The sequence below is a fragment of the Pedobacter sp. GW821-FHT01D05 genome (assembly GCF_059422505.1).
Genome location: NZ_JBWKXA010000006.1, coordinates 76,218 through 94,669, shown reverse-complemented (window position 1 = coordinate 94,669; position 18,452 = coordinate 76,218). Strand labels below are relative to the sequence as shown.

17 protein-coding genes are annotated in these 18,452 nt (G+C 38.5%); 8 read left to right on the top strand and 9 right to left on the bottom strand.

Features of this window, described 5'->3' with window-relative positions:
* Positions 1 to 9: 9 nt before the first annotated feature.
* Positions 10 to 399, bottom strand: coding sequence for a BlaI/MecI/CopY family transcriptional regulator (locus AC07VK_RS20035; RefSeq protein ID WP_029275844.1), 390 nt, complete (start codon positions 397 to 399; stop codon positions 10 to 12).
* 343 nt (positions 400 to 742) lie between these two features.
* Here AC07VK_RS20035 and AC07VK_RS20030 point away from each other — a divergent pair, with 343 nt between their 5' ends.
* The 7 genes from AC07VK_RS20030 to AC07VK_RS20000 all read left to right on the top strand — a co-directional run bounded on the left by AC07VK_RS20030 (position 743) and on the right by AC07VK_RS20000 (position 6,509).
* A complete protein-coding gene (locus AC07VK_RS20030; RefSeq protein WP_492963051.1) occupies positions 743 to 1,417 on the top strand; it encodes a hypothetical protein in 675 nt (224 codons plus the stop codon).
* A gap of 451 nt (positions 1,418 to 1,868) precedes the next feature.
* Complete coding sequence (locus tag AC07VK_RS20025; RefSeq protein ID WP_492954462.1) at positions 1,869 to 2,933, top strand: response regulator; 1,065 nt, start codon at positions 1,869 to 1,871, stop codon at positions 2,931 to 2,933.
* Positions 2,934 to 3,364: 431 nt separating this feature from the next.
* Positions 3,365 to 3,991, top strand: coding sequence for a cyclic nucleotide-binding domain-containing protein (locus AC07VK_RS20020; protein WP_492963053.1), 627 nt, complete (start codon positions 3,365 to 3,367; stop codon positions 3,989 to 3,991).
* 255 nt (positions 3,992 to 4,246) lie between these two features.
* Positions 4,247 to 4,897, top strand: a complete 651-nt coding sequence (locus AC07VK_RS20015) for a FadR/GntR family transcriptional regulator (protein WP_492954460.1) — start codon at positions 4,247 to 4,249, stop codon at positions 4,895 to 4,897.
* Positions 4,898 to 4,907: 10 nt separating this feature from the next.
* Positions 4,908 to 5,741 (top strand): sulfite exporter TauE/SafE family protein, encoded by an 834-nt coding sequence (locus AC07VK_RS20010; RefSeq protein ID WP_492963055.1) that lies wholly within the window; start codon positions 4,908 to 4,910, stop codon positions 5,739 to 5,741.
* An 11-nt stretch (positions 5,742 to 5,752) separates the two neighbouring features.
* Positions 5,753 to 6,154 carry a DUF1634 domain-containing protein gene (locus AC07VK_RS20005; RefSeq protein ID WP_492963057.1) on the top strand — a complete coding sequence of 134 codons (402 nt, stop codon included), beginning with the start codon at positions 5,753 to 5,755 and terminating at the stop codon, positions 6,152 to 6,154.
* Between the two features lie 184 nt (positions 6,155 to 6,338).
* Entirely contained in the window at positions 6,339 to 6,509 is a 171-nt protein-coding gene (locus AC07VK_RS20000) for a hypothetical protein (RefSeq protein WP_492963059.1), read from the top strand.
* 76 nt (positions 6,510 to 6,585) lie between these two features.
* Here the strand turns inward: AC07VK_RS20000 and AC07VK_RS19995 are convergent, their stop codons facing one another.
* A complete protein-coding gene (locus AC07VK_RS19995) occupies positions 6,586 to 7,515 on the bottom strand; it encodes an NAD(P)-dependent oxidoreductase (RefSeq protein WP_493053049.1) in 930 nt (309 codons plus the stop codon).
* A 94-nt stretch (positions 7,516 to 7,609) separates the two neighbouring features.
* Between AC07VK_RS19995 and AC07VK_RS19990 the strand changes: the two genes are divergently transcribed.
* Positions 7,610 to 8,713 carry a DNA alkylation repair protein gene (locus AC07VK_RS19990; protein WP_492963061.1) on the top strand — a complete coding sequence of 368 codons (1,104 nt, stop codon included), beginning with the start codon at positions 7,610 to 7,612 and terminating at the stop codon, positions 8,711 to 8,713.
* Here AC07VK_RS19990 and AC07VK_RS19985 read toward each other — a convergent pair.
* From AC07VK_RS19985 to AC07VK_RS19955, 7 genes are all read right to left on the bottom strand, one after another.
* Entirely contained in the window at positions 8,702 to 9,160 is a 459-nt protein-coding gene (locus tag AC07VK_RS19985; protein WP_492954457.1) for an NUDIX hydrolase, read from the bottom strand. The genes AC07VK_RS19990 and AC07VK_RS19985 overlap by 12 nt on opposite strands.
* Before the next feature lie 247 nt (positions 9,161 to 9,407).
* Positions 9,408 to 9,599 carry a hypothetical protein gene (locus AC07VK_RS19980; RefSeq protein ID WP_205056786.1) on the bottom strand — a complete coding sequence of 64 codons (192 nt, stop codon included), beginning with the start codon at positions 9,597 to 9,599 and terminating at the stop codon, positions 9,408 to 9,410.
* Positions 9,600 to 9,670: 71 nt separating this feature from the next.
* Complete coding sequence (locus AC07VK_RS19975) at positions 9,671 to 11,755, bottom strand: glycoside hydrolase domain-containing protein (protein WP_492963063.1); 2,085 nt, start codon at positions 11,753 to 11,755, stop codon at positions 9,671 to 9,673.
* Between the two features lie 649 nt (positions 11,756 to 12,404).
* Positions 12,405 to 12,923, bottom strand: a complete 519-nt coding sequence (locus AC07VK_RS19970; protein ID WP_426327918.1) for a DUF2911 domain-containing protein — start codon at positions 12,921 to 12,923, stop codon at positions 12,405 to 12,407.
* Between the two features lie 148 nt (positions 12,924 to 13,071).
* Positions 13,072 to 13,695, bottom strand: coding sequence for a class I SAM-dependent methyltransferase (locus AC07VK_RS19965; RefSeq protein WP_492954454.1), 624 nt, complete (start codon positions 13,693 to 13,695; stop codon positions 13,072 to 13,074).
* Positions 13,696 to 13,785: 90 nt separating this feature from the next.
* Positions 13,786 to 15,480, bottom strand: coding sequence for a sodium:solute symporter family protein (locus AC07VK_RS19960; RefSeq protein ID WP_492963066.1), 1,695 nt, complete (start codon positions 15,478 to 15,480; stop codon positions 13,786 to 13,788).
* Positions 15,481 to 15,580: 100 nt separating this feature from the next.
* Positions 15,581 to 18,049: a PIG-L family deacetylase gene (locus AC07VK_RS19955; protein ID WP_492963068.1), complete on the bottom strand. Its 2,469-nt coding sequence runs from the start codon at positions 18,047 to 18,049 to the stop codon at positions 15,581 to 15,583.
* Positions 18,050 to 18,452: the final 403 nt, after the last annotated feature.

Sequence of the window (18,452 nt, the reverse complement as noted above, 5' to 3'; positions counted from 1 at the left end):
TATTATTAATTATTCCATGCTATCCAATAGCCGCTTAATCTCTTCTATTTCCTGTTTAGAGGTTTTTTCGTTACCCAGAAGCTGCATCATTAACTGTGAAGCAGATCCTTTATATAAGGTATTTACAAAACGGTCTAACAACTGCACTTTGGTTTTCTCTTCAGCCTCAACAGGAATATAAATGTGTTTCATTTGGCTTTCATCACGTTTTAATATTCCTTTTTCGGTTAAGATCTGCATCTGCTTTAAAGTTGAGGTATAATTCACCTCCCGTTGTTCGTTCAATTTATCGTTTACAAACCGAACTGTAGATGGCCCGAATTCCCATAATACCTGAAGAATTTCTAATTCAGCTTTGGTAGGTTCGGGCAGATTATTCTCAGTTTGATTACTTTTCATAACCTAAAGGTACGATACTTTTCGTACGATACAAATATTATGTTTATTTTTTTCAAAAAAATAATTAAAACATTGATTTTCAATAAATTAAAAATTATCTATTATTTAAAGTCTAGCCAGGTAGGCATTGAATCTTTAGCATCAGGCCATTTTTATTAATCCAACCTGATCAATAAAGTATAAGTAACTCAGAAATAGAAGGTGCTTTGACAACAATCACTAATCACATTAATTCTTATCAATGGAAATAAGTTAATGCTTAAGCAAATTTGGGAATCAAAATCTATCCTATGTCGCATTTTTTTGTTTTATGGTTACATTTTATCGCTTATAAAAAATTAAGATGACAGATAAAATAAATTCCATTTATATTCTGTTTATTAAATATTTGATATTAACAGTGATTTACCTCGTGTTGTTGGCCATCTTTGGTGAATATTATTTTTTTATCAGGTTTAATATCGAAATCTTAAACCTTGATGGCCTTACCGACATCTTATTATCACAAAGAGGGCTTTCGTATTGGGAAAAATGTGCTTTTTTAATCTTTCTACCTTTTATCATTACCACAGGTTTTATCATTCACTACTGGATCTACGATATAAGCAACCAGCTATTTACCAGAAATTTCGCCTTTCTGATCGGCGTATTACCATTTACATTTTTACCGTTCCTCATCAGCTTTCAGGATACCAAGCTCTTAATGGTATTGCTCGGTATCACCCTTTTTCTTCTATTGTTGTTATGGATTATTCTTTTCCACGTTAGGATGTTTCAGTTCAGCTACCTGTCATTTCATTTGTTCATCACTAGCTGCCTGATCACAACCTTTGTTGTACTTGGAAGGATCGATCTGGAAGCACAGAATTGTTTAAGCAATAAAAAAAACACAAATATCCTTAAAAACTTAAACTCCCAATCGGTAGATAACAGTATTATTTTTATTGGCAATACAACATCTTTTGAGTTTTATTACTCGCCTACTCAACAAAGAAGTATTATCCTCCCTAAAAACTAAAAAACGGTTATTTGAACTAATTTTGAGCATTCACCAGACTTTTTAATTAGTTGTTTTTACCATATTGATCACAATCAAACATGTATTTGACAATTATCAAGCCTTTTATCCGTCATATTAACGATTTTTATTTGATATTTGTCCGTTAATCCCTATAAAAACCTTTAATAAATGCCTTTTCTAAAAATGCTTGTTAAAAAACTGTATCATTTTTTTAACAAAGCCTTCAGTATTATCTTCACTTCCGTCAAGATAGTTTTTCCACCCGGCGGCTGAAGTTTTTTGCTACCCCTTATTATTTCCAATTGTCTATCTTCTTTTCTCGCAGACCATAATTTAGTCTATCGAAAAGCTTTAAATAACGTAACAACAAGGTCCGGAAATCAGGTTTAACGCCTGTTTTGCCAATCTAAAGGAAACTATTGCCTTCAGGATTAAACATAAAATTTAAATGGAGGGATCTAAAATCTTGATTATACTTGAGGATTTCGATCTAAGGATAAAAATCACCGAAATACTAACAATCGGGAAATACAATGTAAAATCAACAAATAGCGGTAAGCAAGCAATCGACATTATCAGAAAAAGTCCGGTAGATGTAATTATTTCGGAGGTAAATGTAGCTGAAATGGACGGAATTGGGGTATTGCGTGTTGTTAATAAATTTATGGAAACTGCGGGCATCAGTTTTATTATGGTATTGAACAATCAGGATTATGACCTTGCCCGCAGAGTGATGGAATTGGGCGCAGATGGCTACCTCATGACTCCTTTTGATGATGGCGAGCTGCTTAATCATGTAGAGGTAAGGCTCAGAAAAAAAAGGCTTCAACATGAATTATTTTTAAAACGGCATACTCAATTAAAGAATATTCATAAAAGCGGCGATGAATTATCCTGGTTAAGATCAAGATTTGAAGATTATTTGCCCAGATCTTTTAAAAAAAACCAGGTTCTTTATTATAGGGGAGAGAGACGATCGCTCGGATTGCATTACATTTTATCCGGAAAGATAAAAACCTATGTAGCCGATTCTGCCGGCAACATATTTATCACTGGCATTTATGGCCCGCATGAATATTTCGGACTTCAGGGCGCACTATTAGGTACTGAAAATAAGGAAATTGCAGAAGCCATCGATAGTGTTGAAATACTGACCATCCCTTATACCGATCTCCAGAATTTAATTACAGACTACCCAGACATGTTCAGCTTTTTTGCTAAAGCGCTTGCCAATGGCTTGAACAACCGTGATGAAAAGTTACTGAATATCGCCTATTACTCTGTAAGGAAGAGGATAGCAAAAGCAATTATTGAACTGACTAAACTAAACCACGAGTCTGCAGAGAATAATAGATTTATGCTTCCCAGATATGATCTGGCATCCTTGATAGGCATTGCAACCGAAACCCTGAGCAGGGTGCTCGGAGATTTCACCAAAGAGGGTTTAATTGAAAAAGACGGGAATAATATTATCGTACTGAATATGAATGCGCTGAAAACAATGAAAAATTAGCATAAGCTTATCTGGAATATCCAGCTGAAAACTTATCATTCTACTCACAGTGCTACCTAGTTTTAGCGATAAGTAAGATCAAGATAAATCTTGATCAAAATCAGAGGAAAATTAATTTTTAATACAGAATTTAGTTGTAGCCGATCTTAAGTGGGGTTAGCACAATACCAAAAAGCGATCGCCGCACAAGAAAATACTAAATCGATTTAGATGGTGTGAAGGCAATTAAAAAGCTAATGCTTCGGGTGGACAGATAGTTTCTAACTGATTATCCTCCCAACAACGCGCTGCAGTGCCATTGAAACCTGATAAGAAACCTACCCTATTAATTTGGGCATGAATCTGAGCTTTGGGCATGATCAGTTTGTAAATGCAATTTACTTAATAAAAAAACAAATCAATATGTTAACCTCAAAACTTAATTAATCAACATGGAAGTAAACTACATCAAATATTTTTTAAAGGTATTTCTTCCATTGTTAGATCGGAAGAAAGATAGAGCAGCTATTCGTTTTATGTACAGACATACGTCCTTTCTCAGTATTCGCAAAGGAGAAACGCTTTTTAAGCCAAACAGCTCAGCTGCCAACGGTAAGATTATACTTGTAGCAGATGGCCTGGTTAATGGCTATTTGGTAAATGAAGAGACAGAGCAGGCCAATATATGGTTGGGCACAAAAGGTAGTGTGTATATCCGGAATGGTTTTAAACAAACAGACGGGAACTTCAATCTTTTTGCCATAAAGGATACTATCGTTTTTTTGATAGACCAAACTGAGCTGGAGGAAGGCTGCGCGTGGTACCCTGTTCTTGATTCATTATTTAATGTTTATTTTCTCCAAACTGCCATAGCTGATGTAAACAATAGAAACATCTTATTTAGACTGCAGAATACCGAAAACAGAATATCGTTATTTAAACGTATTTACCCTGGACTATTTGACCAAATCCCCACTGACCTGCTTCTTTCCTATCTTGATATTGATTTAAGCTTAACACCTAAGCAAAACTTGCAAATAAATAGTATATATAGCAAGGATGTACTTACTAATTTCTAAGATCACGTATTAAAAAGAGCAATTTCACTGTTAGGCAATCGCAAAAATGCTGTTGAATAATGCAGGATATAAACCGCATCCATTCAACAGCTGGCCTAATTAAATACAACCTATTTCTTGACCTTATCGATCTGAAACTTGGCCAGAAAGTAAGTACCAGATTAACCCTATTTCAAAATAAAATGATGCTGATCATACACAAAACATACGATGTTTAAATAAAACATCGTATGTTTGTGCTGTAGATTCAAAACTATGAAGCAGGAGAACAAGCTTTTCGAGCAGATAGCAGTTAAAATCCGTCAGGATATTAAAGAAGAAAAATTTAAAGTGGGCGAAAAAATTCCATCAGAGCCCGCACTCATGGAGTTATATGGCGTTGGCCGCTCTACCATTAGGGAAGCAATAAAATCGCTAACCTTATCAGGAATCCTCACCGTTCAGCAAGGTTCTGGAACAAAAGTTAATGCCGCCCCTGCCGAGCCCATCGAGCAGCGTTTACGCAGTTCCGATTTTGAAGAAATTAATCAGGTTAGGGCATTGCTGGAACAGGAAATTGTACGTTTAGCTACGCAAAACAGAAGCGATTCTGATTTAAAAGCCATTGGCGAAGCACTTGAAAGACGAAAACTGGCCATCAAAAACGAGTCGAGAACAGCATGTGCCAATGCCGATATCGAATTTCACCTGGCCATTGCACTGGCATCCGGAAACCGTGTATTAAGTGACCTTTATGAAAGCTTTACCGTAATTATCCGCGATTTTTTTGCCAAACGTGCACCTTCTGGTATTGCCCATTTTGCGATGAGCCATCATTTGCACCAGTCATTATTTGATGCCATAAATAACAGGAATGCTGATGCTGCCAGCGAAATCATCGCAACTATATTGAACAACAATCATTAAATATAAAATCATGTCAATTTTAACTTTTACCCTGATCTTAATACTCGGGGCATACCTTGCAGGCCTTGTAGGCTCGTTAACCGGACTCGGTGGCGGGGTAGTCGTAATTCCTTTGCTTACACTCGTTTTCCATGTCGATATCCGTTATGCCATAGGTGCGGCGCTTCTGGCTTCCATCGCCAATTCATCGGGTGCGGCAAGTGCTTATATTAAAGAAGGCATTACCAACATCAGGCTGGGTATGTTTTTAGAAATAGCCACCACCGTTGGCGCTGTAATAGGCGCGTTAATTGCGATATATACACCAACTAATACCATTGCCATTCTTTTTGGTACTGTACTTCTATTTTCTGCAGCAATGACCTTGAGAAAAAAGAACCAGGAAGCCTTAACCGAAGGCAGCAGGTTATCTGCAATACTGAAACTTAATAGCAGTTACCCCACCCAAACAGGAACGGTTGAATATAAACTCAAAAACGTTGGGGCAGGCTTTTCGATTATGACGGTAGCAGGTGTGATGTCGGGTTTGCTGGGTATCGGCTCTGGTGCTTTAAAAGTACTGGCCATGGATACCGCAATGAAAATTCCATTTAAAGTAAGTACAACCACCAGTAATTTTATGATTGGGGTTACCGCAGCAGCTAGTGCTGTAGTTTATCTGCAGCGCGGATATATGGATCCAGGAATTGCATTCCCGGTAGTACTTGGTGTATTGGGTGGAGCATTTACAGGTGCAAAATTACTGACCAAGATTAATCCTTCAACCTTAAGGATTATTTTCTGTATTGCCATCACCTTCGTTGCACTCGAAATGATCTACAATGGTTACCATCACAAATTTTAAGTTAAAAACAAATGAAAAATATCATCTCAACACATCTTATACAAGACCGCGATGTCGAAAAAATCGTGGGCAAACTATTGAGGTTTGGTGTAATCACGGCTAGCCTGGTTGTTTTATTGGGCGGCATACTTTTCTTGGTACAAAGTGGAGCGCAAGGCCGACCTGATTACCACATCTTTAAAGGCGAAGAAAACGACTTCATCACTTTCGACGGCATTTTTATGGGGCTTTTTACTTTTAAACCAATGGCTATTATCCAGTTTGGAGTATTGCTTTTAATCATCACCCCAATTATGCGCATTGTATTCTCGCTGTTTGCTTTTATACTAGAAAAGGATAAACTTTATGTCGTAATTACCTTAATTGTACTGGCAATTATTCTAGGCAGCACTTTTGGCGGATTAAAAATATAGCGATTCTTCTAATTTATACGATATACATGAAACTTTTGTATTCTTGATAAAAGTATACGCTATACATGAAACTTATAAAAAGACCATATATATAAACCGGGTTATTCCCTTTATCAATAAACAAGTAATTAAAGTACTTACTGGTCAAAGGCGCGTGGGCAAAAGCTAAGTAATGCTTCAGTTGATGGAAAATATCGAAGCCACAGATAGCAATGCTAATATTGTATATGTCAATATGGAGGTAGATGATTTTTCACACGATGTCATATTCGGGCAAAACAAAGATGGTATAATGCAAAAAAACCTGTTAGAATTTTATCTGAACAATGCGATAACCAATAAATATTTAGATTAAATTATTCAAATACAATAACCATAGGAAAAGCCAAAATCTCCTATGGTTATCAACTTTAGTATTAAAAAGGATCGCTTTATCCTTTAAGCTGTTTAACTACTGCAATAATATCTTCTTCTCCGTATTTTGGGGCTGCCGCTTCGAAAGTATTCAGTGCTGTTTTAGCCAATGGCGATGAAATACCCTCTTCTTTTGCCAGGTTCAAATCCTTTACAATATGTTTAAGTGCAAAAGCAGCTTCATAATGATCCGCGATAATAGCATCACCTTTAATTTTGGTAAAAATATTGCCAATGGCTGCATTATTGATCAATTCTAACAAATCCTCTGTTTTAATCCCTTGTTCATTGGCAAACAAAACGGTTTCGGCCAAGCCCTGAGCATATAAGGCCAAAAGCGAATTGATGGCCAGTTTTGCGCTGTTGCCTGCGCCATTACCACCAACAAGTTTGGCAAGTTTGCCCATTTTTTCTAGAATCGGTTTTACCTGATTAAAAGCAGCTTCTTCACCACCAACCATAATAACCAACTGACCGGTTTCTGCCTGTTTTACACTTCCTGAAACTGGTGCATCTAAATAAAGGTTGCCTTTTGCTTTACACAGCGTTGCCATTTCTTTTGAAATTGAAGGAGAAACCGTGCTCATATTGATAATGATCTTACCGGAAGTTTCTCCACTAAAAAGACCTTCTTCTCCCTTAAAAACCTGTTCTATTGCAGTATCATCAGAAACCATAATAATTACCACATCAGTAGCTACAATTAGCGCTTTAGGTGTTTCAGCGATAGATGCACCCATTTCTTTCAGCGAAGCTTCTTTGTCCTTGCTCCTGTTGTAAACCGTAACGGTATAATCTGCTTTTATCAATTGCTCTGCCATCGGGACACCCATATTCCCTAGCCCGATCCAACCTATTTTTGTTGTATTCATTTTCTTATTTTTATGATAAGCAAATGTGCCAAAGAAAAAGCTGAAATTCTTAAACGCAGGTAAAAATGATACGATTAAATAATTATTTAAGTTAGCAGCACAAAAAATACTAATATTTTTAGTAAGTTAGCTGCATTAAAATAAAAACCACTCTGTAATTACCAACAATATGGCCAGCCCGCTTAAAGATTTATATTCTCCAGCCTTTTACGATAGATTAGCCCATGCATTAACGGTTACCGTTCCTGGTTTCGATAAAGAAAAATTTATTAAAAAGATTTTTACGCACGAATTTGAATCAAAAGAATTAAAAGAGCGGATGAAACATACCTCGAAGGTATTACACGATTTTTTACCAGAAGATTATCCTCAAACGATAGCACTAATTAAAAAAACAATTACACAGTTAAGGATTCAAGGTATTGGAGAAGATGGCCTGGCCTATATGTTCTTGCCTGACTACATTGAAACTTATGGCATAGATGATTTTGAAGGCTCCGTTGAAGCACTCGAATTTGTTACACAGTTTGTAAGCTGCGAATTCGCGGTTCGTCCTTTCATTTTAAAATACGAAAATGAGATGATTTTAAAGATGCAGCAATGGTCGCTGCACGAAAGCCATAAAGTGAGAAGGCTCGCCAGTGAAGGCAGCAGGCCACGATTACCCTGGGCCATGGGTATCCCCTTTCTGAAAAAAGACCCTACATCCATTTTACCCATACTGGAAAATCTTAAAACAGATCCATCAGAATACGTAAGGCGGAGCGTTGCCAATAGCTTAAATGATATTGCAAAAGATCATCCTGAGGTTGTGTTAAATATGGCTAGAAACTGGTCGGGTTTGGGTACCGAAACAGATGCAATTATTAAACATGGCAGCCGTACCTTACTCAAACAAGGCCATGCCGATATACTTAAACACTATGGCTTAGATGATACAGGGATCTTATTAAAAGATTTTAAAATCTTAACGCCCCAGATCAAAATTGGCGAAAGTCTGGAGTTTTCGTTTTCTATTCTCAATGAAAATCCGATTGAACAAAAAGTGAGATTGGAATACGCCATTTACTACAAAAAACAAAATGGACAGAACACCAAAAAAGTGTATAAGATTTCGGAGCGGATTTATCCTGCAGGTGCAGCAGTAAACATTATCCGCAAGCAAAAATTCGTGTTGATTACTACACGTAAATTTCATCTGGGCGATCATCAGATTTCGATGATCATTAACGGTGCCGAGAAGGAAATTTCACACTTTGAATTAACGGCTTAATTTTAATTTTAACTCATCAAGCAAAGCGAACTGCTTTTCGTTGATGTATTTAGCTGCATCGGCGTAAACGAACCATGCTGCTTTATCTATTTCGGCAAAACTTTGCTTTTTACCCGATCGTGGCGGCCATTCTATTTCGAAAGTATTGCTAACAATTGTTGAAGGATCAAGATCTCCTTCTAATGCCCAGCATAGCACTTTTTTACCTCCCTTTTGTACAACAGGAGTCAATTCAATAAAATTTCCGGTTAAGCTTTGGCCAGTTTCTTCTTTAAATTCGCGAATGGCAGCCTTTAACGGCTCTTCACCTTCATTCAATTCCCCTTTGGGTACTGTCCAAAAACCGAGATCTTTTTTGGCAAAGAACGGTCCGCCCGGGTGAACCAGAAAAAATTCCACCTGCTGATCTTTTCTTCTGAAGAGCAATATTCCGGCACTTTGTTTCATAAGGGCGTAAGGTATGCATTGTATTCGAAGAAAATGCTATCTCGTAAATATGGTTGTCATCCTGAACCTGTTGAAGGACTAGATTAAATAGCTTTGGCAGAGCGTTTCGACAAGCTCAACGTGACAATGCCAATAGAATTTAACTTTTTGATCCAGCCTCTTCTTATCAAAACAAAAGCAGCCAAGGTTTTTAAATCCTGGCTGCTTTATATAAATCTGGTATGATAAGATTTTATTGGAGGCGTTTTTACAACAACCCGTACAACCCGTGAGCGTAATTCCTTAAAGAGGATGATACTGTCTTCATCTTATCGGGAGACGGGCCTTTTACTTTGTACGCTTCTGGATGAAGTTCTAAAGGTTGTTCGTTAACTTGTTCTAATGTGCTTCTATTGCTTAATGTAGCATGCTGTTCTTCGCTTAATTTTAAAGGTGCCATGATCTTGAAATTTATACTAGAACAACAGGATTATCTGAAATTAGTTTGCAGTTTTTTGTAATTTTTTAAAATTATTTTCCAAGACTCGAAATCCAGTTTTCGGTATCCGAAATTTTAACTGGCACGGCCGAAGCAACGATTTTCAGCACCCCTCCTGCATTGATATCCTCTTGCGTGATAAAATTCTTTTTGAAAGGCTTTCCATTAAGAAAAACGGCTTTGATGTATTTGTTTTTCAGACTAAAATTTTCAGTTTCGATGGTAAAAGTTTTTCCTCTCGGCAGGTTATAACTTAGCGATGGAAATAGAGGTACATTTAAATAATAAATCGGCCACCCTACACAGGCAGGGGAAAAACCACTTGCCGCAAACACATACCAGGCACTCATCGCACCGGCATCATCGTCCATCGTACGTAAATAGGCATGTGGCTGGTTTCTGTAAATTTTACCGATATAACTACCGATTCCGCGGCTGTTATCGTTAAAATAATTTTGGATTACCGTATCAGCCGCCAATTGATGCATCCAATACTGCGATTTATAACCAGATTTGGTAACATTATACATCAATGGTACCTGCAGATCTGGCTCATTGGCATGGTTGTATAAATCACGTGCAAAAAATTCGTCGAGTTTTGCCAGATAAGATTCCTCTCCCCCGTCCAGTTCAATTAATCCTTTAAAATCATAAGGCACAAACCATCGATATTGCCAGATGGTACCCTGATATAAACCACGGGCCTGCATGCGGTCGACATCATTTTTGGTCATATCTTTAAAATCTTTATTCCAATATTTCTTGTATTCAAGTGCTTTATTGAGATAAAAATCAGATTTTTCTTTATTCTTTAAAATTTTGAAGATTTCTGCCAATGCCCAGTTGTCGTAACTCGATTCTAAAGCTTTATCCGGAGATTTATAATCCAGCCCATCTACCTCTTTCACTAGCGAATCGGCAATTTTACTAAAATCTACCGGATACCCCTTGCGGTAGGAATCAAGCAAAACCACTATGGCATGTTCAGAACGCACGGTATTTGATGGCTCATTTTGCCCGGCATAATCTTTCTTGCCGGAGTTATACAGATCAGCGATAGAACTCACCATTCCGGCATACCTATCTTGTTCAATTAGCGAAAGCAAAGGTAACTGCGTACGGTAATTGTCCCAAATGGCCCAGCCATTGTAACGGATTTCTTTATCTTTCTGAATTTCGCCTTTTGTATTGCGATATGTTCCATCAGTTTCTGAAATTACATAAGGCGATTGCATCGTACGGTATAAAAGTGAGTAGAATAGCTTTGCACTTTCCAAATCGCCATTTACGGCAATTTTAGAAAGATTTGTATTCCAATCCGCTTTGCTTTGTTCTTTTACGGTACCGAATGGATTTTTATTGATAGAAGCTTTTGCGGCTTCGATACTTACCGAAGAAAGTGCAATGTTGATTCCCACTGAAGTTAATTCTCCTTTGAGCATGGCAATCAGTTTATGATCGTCTATTACTTTCCACGATACATTATCGCCGATTTCCATGTAATAAAACAGCTTGTATTTACCCACGCCACAAGTTGTTTTCGAGGTAATCCATCCATTTATGGTATTGCCGTTTACCTCGTGCGATTCGGCTACAAAAGCACCATTAAAAGCATAACCCAAATCGAGGTAAAAACCCTTGGCCCCTTTCGGAAATTGGTAGGCATGTTTCCCGGCTTTGCCCAATACGGTAAAACTGGCCTTAATTTTATTTTCAAAACCCACTTCATAGTAACCCGGACTTGCTTTTTCAGCAACCTTGATCAGTTCTGACTTTGCCGGATCGTTACCTAAAAATGGTTTGATGAAAATATTACCACCTGAACCCTGACAGCCTACTCCTTCGAAACGGTTGTGGGTAAAGCCTTCAAATTTCTTGGCGAGGTATTCGTAGCCAGTATGTGTTTTAGGATAAGTTTGGGGGCCAATGCTCAACATGCTAAAAGGAGCCGATGCTGCTGGCGACATCTGCCCATGATCTGCAGAAGATCCTAAAAAAACGTTCACCTGATCTACAGGCTTTGCAGTTTTAATGGAAAAATGTTGCTTTTTCTGCTGTGCTAAAACGTTTAATGAAAGAAGCGGCAATAAGGCCAATAATTTAATGGAAAACTTCATTATAGGGTGCTTGTTTGTAATTTGGCCTAAAATAACATTTTAACATGAAGTAGAGATTATGTTTTAGGTTCTTTACAAAAGGGGAGAAAACGCTTTAACAAAATATGTTTTTTTTAATTTTGAAGCGCAAGCCCTGTGCAGAATAAGAAGTGCCTTCCCGTTTTTCGCTTTTACGCTTCGCTGCCTCGTTGCTGCAGGGTAACGCTCCAACCGGGGCTAGGTGGCCACAATAGCATTTCATTTGTTGGGTTGCAGGGTGCACAAACCCTTGGTTCTAAACCCGACAGCAGCGGCAGCCTCCGATTAAGCACCGGTTTATGTTATATTTTGGTTGCTTGCTTGTTTCACAGGGCTTCTATTGGAGCTATAGCGAATGGCGGGACTGATAGCCCCTAAGCACCACAGACCACTCATTTCCTAATTCTAATAACTATTAAGCATTTTTTGCTTGTATACCTAAAGCTGTCTATTGGTCTGTGCGGACACAGGCCTAGGAATAAAAATGGAGGGACTGAAAGCCTCTAAGAATTACTGCACAGCCATTTTCCCTAAAAAACCAATAAGTTACTAAAATTTGGTTCTAAAAACAGAAGCAAAAAAAAGCCGCCCTAATGTAAAACATGGGCGGCTCTAAAATAATTTTATCTAATTATTTAATGTTAACCGGAACAGAAATTTTATCCCATTCTAAAGCGAATCCGCTTTTGGTAATTTTATAAACCAAACGTTCTTGTGTAGCTTTTAAGGCTTTGGTTTTAACATCAACACGCAAAGCATCTTTAGCTTCTTCGTATTTGTAAGCACCCCACTGTTTTGGTTCTTTGTTAAAAATAGCTGTCCAGGTTCCACTTTCTTTAGGGATTAAAAAGAAACTGTATTTTCCAGCTGCCAAAGGTTTACCTTCAACCACGATATCTTTATCGGTTTCGAAAGTAGTAGCCTCGTTTGCACCTGCACGCCATACTTTATCGAAGGCTTCTAAACCGCCCCAGATTTTACGTCCTTTAACTGCAGGGCTGCTGTAGTTGATGGTAATGGTTGCACCTTTAACTTTTCCCGTTGCTGTAGCCGCAGGACTTGGTTTAGGCTGAGCATCTTGTGCCATTGCGCTTACAGAAATGGTAATTGCCGTAAATAGCAACGCGATTGATTTAATCATCGTTTTCATAGTATTATATTTATCTGTTTTTGTTGTTTTTGATTTTACGAATTTATGGCTTTAGGTTGATAAAAACTATAATCCCAGTGTCTAAAAAAATTGTGCAAAAACTTTACTGTTTTTTAAATTCATTTTCTCAGTTATAGGCTAAATTGCTTTATTTCCTTCTTCCAACAAATCTGATCACCGAGCCCTGCCCGTTATGAAACAAACCTTCATTCAGTTCAATTTCTTTTTCTTCCAGCACTAGAATCTCATAATTTTCGAAATCAGCGCTTATTTCTTCGATCGAAAATAGCATGTCGATTTCTTTTGGTCCACCAACTTTTTCGTTTTTGGCAAGATAATGAAGGTGCTTCTTGCTAAAAGCTTCGAAAATAAGCAAACCGCCTTTGCGTAAATAATTGCTTAGTGTTTTGTGGTAAGTAGATTTAATTGCTGATGGAAAGTGTGCATAAATCAAGGCAATGGCATCAAACTGCTCAGCTTTATAGTCCAGTTCCTGAAGCTCGCCGACTTGATAATCAATATTAACATTATTGTTTTCTGCGAGTTGGAGTGCTTTGTTCTTTCCTTCAATACTAATATCAAAGGCCGAAACCTTCCAGCCGAGTTTAGCTGCAAAAACAGCATTCCGGCCTTCTCCTTCTGCCGGAAAAAGTATGGTTCCGGTCTCGAGCTGCATCAACTGCTCTTTTAAATAGTTGTTTGGTTGTTCGCCATAAGCAAACTCATCGGTACTGTATCGGTCATTCCACCTATCAACCCAAGCTTCGTTCATATTTAGCGTTATCTATTTGTCGGAAATAAAGGTATTAAATTTTAGGTTTGCACTTGGGAAGCGAATATCTGTTGCACGTAAAAATTAAGTTTATTTGTCGACTATGGTTTTTGGATTAGAAAACAAGAGGCCAATTACCGAAAACATAATTACTGCTGCTGCACCGATTACATTGAGCCAAAGGAATGAAACAATATCGAACTCATATACAGCCACAACGGTAATTTCGGATAAGATGGCCGCAATAAATACGATTGGTCCGTTTATCTTTTTAAAATAAAATGCCACTAAGAAAATACCCAAAATTGGCCCATAGAAAAGCGAGCCCAGCACGTTAACGGCTTCGATTAGCGAGCCCATCTGTGTAGCAAACATGGCAACAGCTATTGAAAAAATACCCCAGGCCAAAGTGTGCAAACGGCTATATTTTAATTCAGTTTCGTCGTCTACTTCTTTTTTACCAAAAATGAGGTGTACATCTTTTAACGAACATGCAGCCAGCGAATTCAGCGCTGCAGAAATAGACCCCCAACTGGCCAAAAAGATGACCGCGAAAAGCAGGCCGATCATTCCAACGGGAAGGGTATTCTTTACAAAATATAAAAAGATATAATTGGTATCGGTTTTCTCTGCGTTATAATTCGATTTGTTGATTGCTTCTTCTACCCTGCCGTGCAGTTCTTTTACCTGCTTTTGGGTCGATTTAAAATTCTCTATCGAAGAATTTAAAGAGGGTAATTGCTTTTCCTTTTCTACCAGGATATTTTTTGATTGCTGGTTAAACTGCTGCGCTAAAGCATTGTGTTCTTTCTCGAAAGCGGCCGCCTGCTGTGGCTGTGTTTCTTTTAAATACTGGTACGAACGCTCATTGAAATAAATCGGTGCTGGCTTTAACGAGAAGAAAGCAAACAATAATGCACCGATTAACAGGATAGCGAACTGCATCGGGATTTTAACCAATCCATTCAACAGTAATCCCATTTTAGCATTGGTATTGTCTTTCGCAGTAATGTATCTTCCCACCTGGCTCTGATCTGTGCCGAAGTAAGAAAGTGCAAGGAAAAAGCCTCCGATTAAACCGCTCCAGATATTGTATTTATCCTTCCAATCGAATTCGGTGGTAATTACATTTAATTTACCCGATTTCCCGGCCAGGTAAAGTGCATCCTTAAATCCGATTCCATTAGGCATATTTTGCACCAAAATATATCCCGCAAAGGCCATTGTCCCTAAAATGATCAAAAACTGTAGTTTCTGTGTGTGTGCAATTGCTTTTGCGCCACCAACATAAGTATAAATCAATAGCATCCCGCCGGTAAGGATATTGGTTAAATAAATATTCCAGTTTAAAACGCTCGAGAGGATAATACTTGGTGCGTAAATGCTGATCCCTGTCGATAATCCCCGCGAAAACAGAAACAGCAACGAAGTTAAAACCCTTGTTTTTTTATCGAAACGGTTTTCCAAATATTCGTAGGCTGTATATACATTCAACCGTTGAAAAATCGGGATGAAAGTAATGCAAATAACAATCATGGCTAACGGCAGACCAAAATAATATTGTACGAAACGCATGCCATCGGTATAAGCCTGCCCAGGTGCTGATAAAAAAGTAATGGCACTGGCCTGCGTAGCCATAATACCCAGTAGCACAATATACCAGGGCATTTTATTATCGGCCTTTAAATAAGAAGCATTGCTTTTTTGCCCACGACCAATAAAAACACCATAGGTTACCACAGCAAGCAAAGTAAATATCAGAACTGCCCAATCGATATTACTCATGCCCAGAATTTAGTAAACAGGTAATAAAATATAAGCTGAAATACCAGCGCCAAAGCGAGTAAAATATACCAGGTATTCCAGTTTTTGAATTGGTTTTTCATCACTTCCCAGCTGATAAAAAGTTAAAGAACAACCTAGCTGCACCAACATTTCCGGCAGGCAATTGCCTGAAAAAGGCTAAAGGTGTATAAATAAAATTCCCTTTACCGTATTTGGCATAAAGTGTCGACCCCTGAAGCGGCTCTTCATCGGTATCGTGCATCTCAAAAAGCGGTTCGTATTTGGTATCCCATTTATCAGGAAAATAAGCACCGCGCTCCTGCACCCAGCCCTTAAAATCTTCAGTGGTAATTTTATTCGGATAGTTTAACAGTTTATGTTCAGATTTTAAAAATTTAACTTCTGCATTTTCTTCAGTTACCCTCTTGCCACTGATGCTAAACGGATAAACACCAAAATCCTGTAGCGCCATATCTTGCGTGGTATTGTACTGCATCACAATGGTTCCACCGTTTTCTACGTAACCACGCAAGGCAGTTTGCCAGTTTTTAATTCTTTTTTCGGTATTGATTACCCTTACTCCTGTTACTATTGCATCGTAACTTGCCAGTTTTGCTGAGTTTAGGATATCAGCTTCTGTTAGTACATCAACCTGCAAACCTGCCTGTCTTAAAAATTCGGGAATCAGATCCCCAGCCCCTTCAATATATCCAACCTTTTTCGCCAGCACTTTTACATCGCCTTTAATCAACCAGGTTGTGGCCGGAACAAAATACTGTAGGGTTGGCAAATGAGGGTACTGAATTAATACTTGTCCTTTTGAATATTCATTCGCTTCTGATGAAAAAACCGCTTCTAATTTATTCTGGCTGGTTTTAATTTTCGCTAAATCTTCAACCGGGAGAAGGAAATTCATCGTATTGATGGTATTCTCTGCCAGATTAATCCCTTGGAAGGTTTTTACTACCTGGTTGCCGATCTTGAAACTCACCTTACCATAATTGATGTTCTTATTGGCCTTTAAGCGAAGGCCAACATTTAAAGCTTCTTTTTCTTTAGCGAAATAAACAGGCTCGCTAAAACTTAAATCGAGTGCAGGGATGATCCGGAGGGCTTCTACAACATCACCTTTAACAGGATCTAATTTTTTATAAGATAAGGGCAATCTGATTTTAAATTTTTCCGATTCTATTTTCAGTGACAACAGCACATTCACTGGCGATTGCATTTCCGGAAGTCCGATTAAAGTATCATTAGCTACGCTGAATGTTGCCGCATCTTTTGCAGGCTTAGCTAACCAATAAGGTTCAGTAAGCGCCGCGTCTGCCGGAATCTGGATTTTACGTTCAATGGTAATCAACGAGTCGTTAGCGAGCGCTCTATTTAAATTATCTGTCTGGTTTAACCAATTCACACTTTCAATGGTAACAGGGGTAGCCGATCTTGAAATTAAGTTTAAACGGAAATTATAACTATTACCGGCAATTGCTTCAGGTTGATTGGTTACCACCTCGCCCATAAAACCTACGCTGCTTAAAATGATGTTATCGATAGCCGCAAGTTTATCTTTTCTCAGGGCTGCATCTTGCAATTCAGCAATTCTCTTTCTCAGCATCAACAGTCCGTGCAGGCTCTTATCAGGCTGGTTATAATTGAAAGATAATAGTGTAATATCAATCAGTTCATCAATATCGCCTATGCCTTTGTCTGACCAGTTAAGGCTTAAACCATCGAACAAAGTTCTTTTAGCAGGATCGCCTAAAACATGGGTAAAATAATCAGAACGTACCCCAGCCACCGACTGTGTTCCTGCTCCCTGGCTTTTGTGTAAACTTCGGCTTAATCCTGCCAATTCACCATAACCCATTCCCAATTGTGCGTCGTATTGCCCAACAGTTGCCTTTAACTGGTTTTCGGCTGTGGTATTTACCGAACCGAACCTAAAGGTATTCCATAACAACCTTTTTGGCTGCCAAACAGAAACATATTTAAGCTGGTTTGGAAACATATTTTTATCAGCAGCAGCCTTAAACGCTTTCTCCGCCACAACAGCCGAAGCTGCATGTTGTCCATGCCCAGCAGCAGCAGTAGGTGGAAAACGGCAGATAATCACGTCAGGTCTAAATTTTCTGATCACCCAAACCACATCGGCGGTAATGCTATCGGCATCCCACTGTTTAAAAGTATCGTTGGTGTTTTTAGAGAAGCCGAAATCGATTGCCCTGGTGAAAAATTGTTGCGCACCGTCTAATCTGCGGGCTTCCAAAAGTTCATGTGTTCTGATCAGGCCTAAGGCCGCCCCTTGTTCGGTGCCCAAAAGGTTTTGCCCGCCGTCTCCCCTGGTAAGCGACAAATAAGCCGTTTCTACATTTTGATCGTTAATTAACCAAGATAATAAGCCAGTATTCTCATCATCGGGGTGAGCAGCCAGATATAAAACTTTCGGAAGATGTTTTAACGTTTTTATCTCCCTGTAAATTTCTGAAGATTTGGCTGGGCGTACTTGTTGGGCAGCACAAAAAACAGCCGGAAAGCAAAATATGAATATTGCGGTTAGTCTCTTAAACATAAAATTTGTTTTGCAAAAACCAAATATGCTCAAAAAGCTTTTACTTTAATGCTTCGGAAACGAAAAAGGTACAAAATAAGTCCGGAGTCGGGAGTCCAGAGTCTGAAGTCTAACCCTTGGTCTGTGTCCTCACGGACCACTCCTTTCTTTTGCAATATTTATCTTTTCGTTCTGTGGGGACACAGACCGAGGAAGAAGAGTCCAGGGTCGAGAGTCCAAAGCTTAAAGGCTAAAGCCCTTTATTTTATCCACCTCATCATCTTTCGATATTTTTATCCCCAACCCGTGGTCTGTGTCCCCACAGACCACTCCTTTCCTTTTGCAACATTTATCTTTTCGTTCTGTGGGGACACAGACCGAGGAAGAAGAGTCCAGGGTCGAGAGTCCAAAGCTTAAAGGCTAA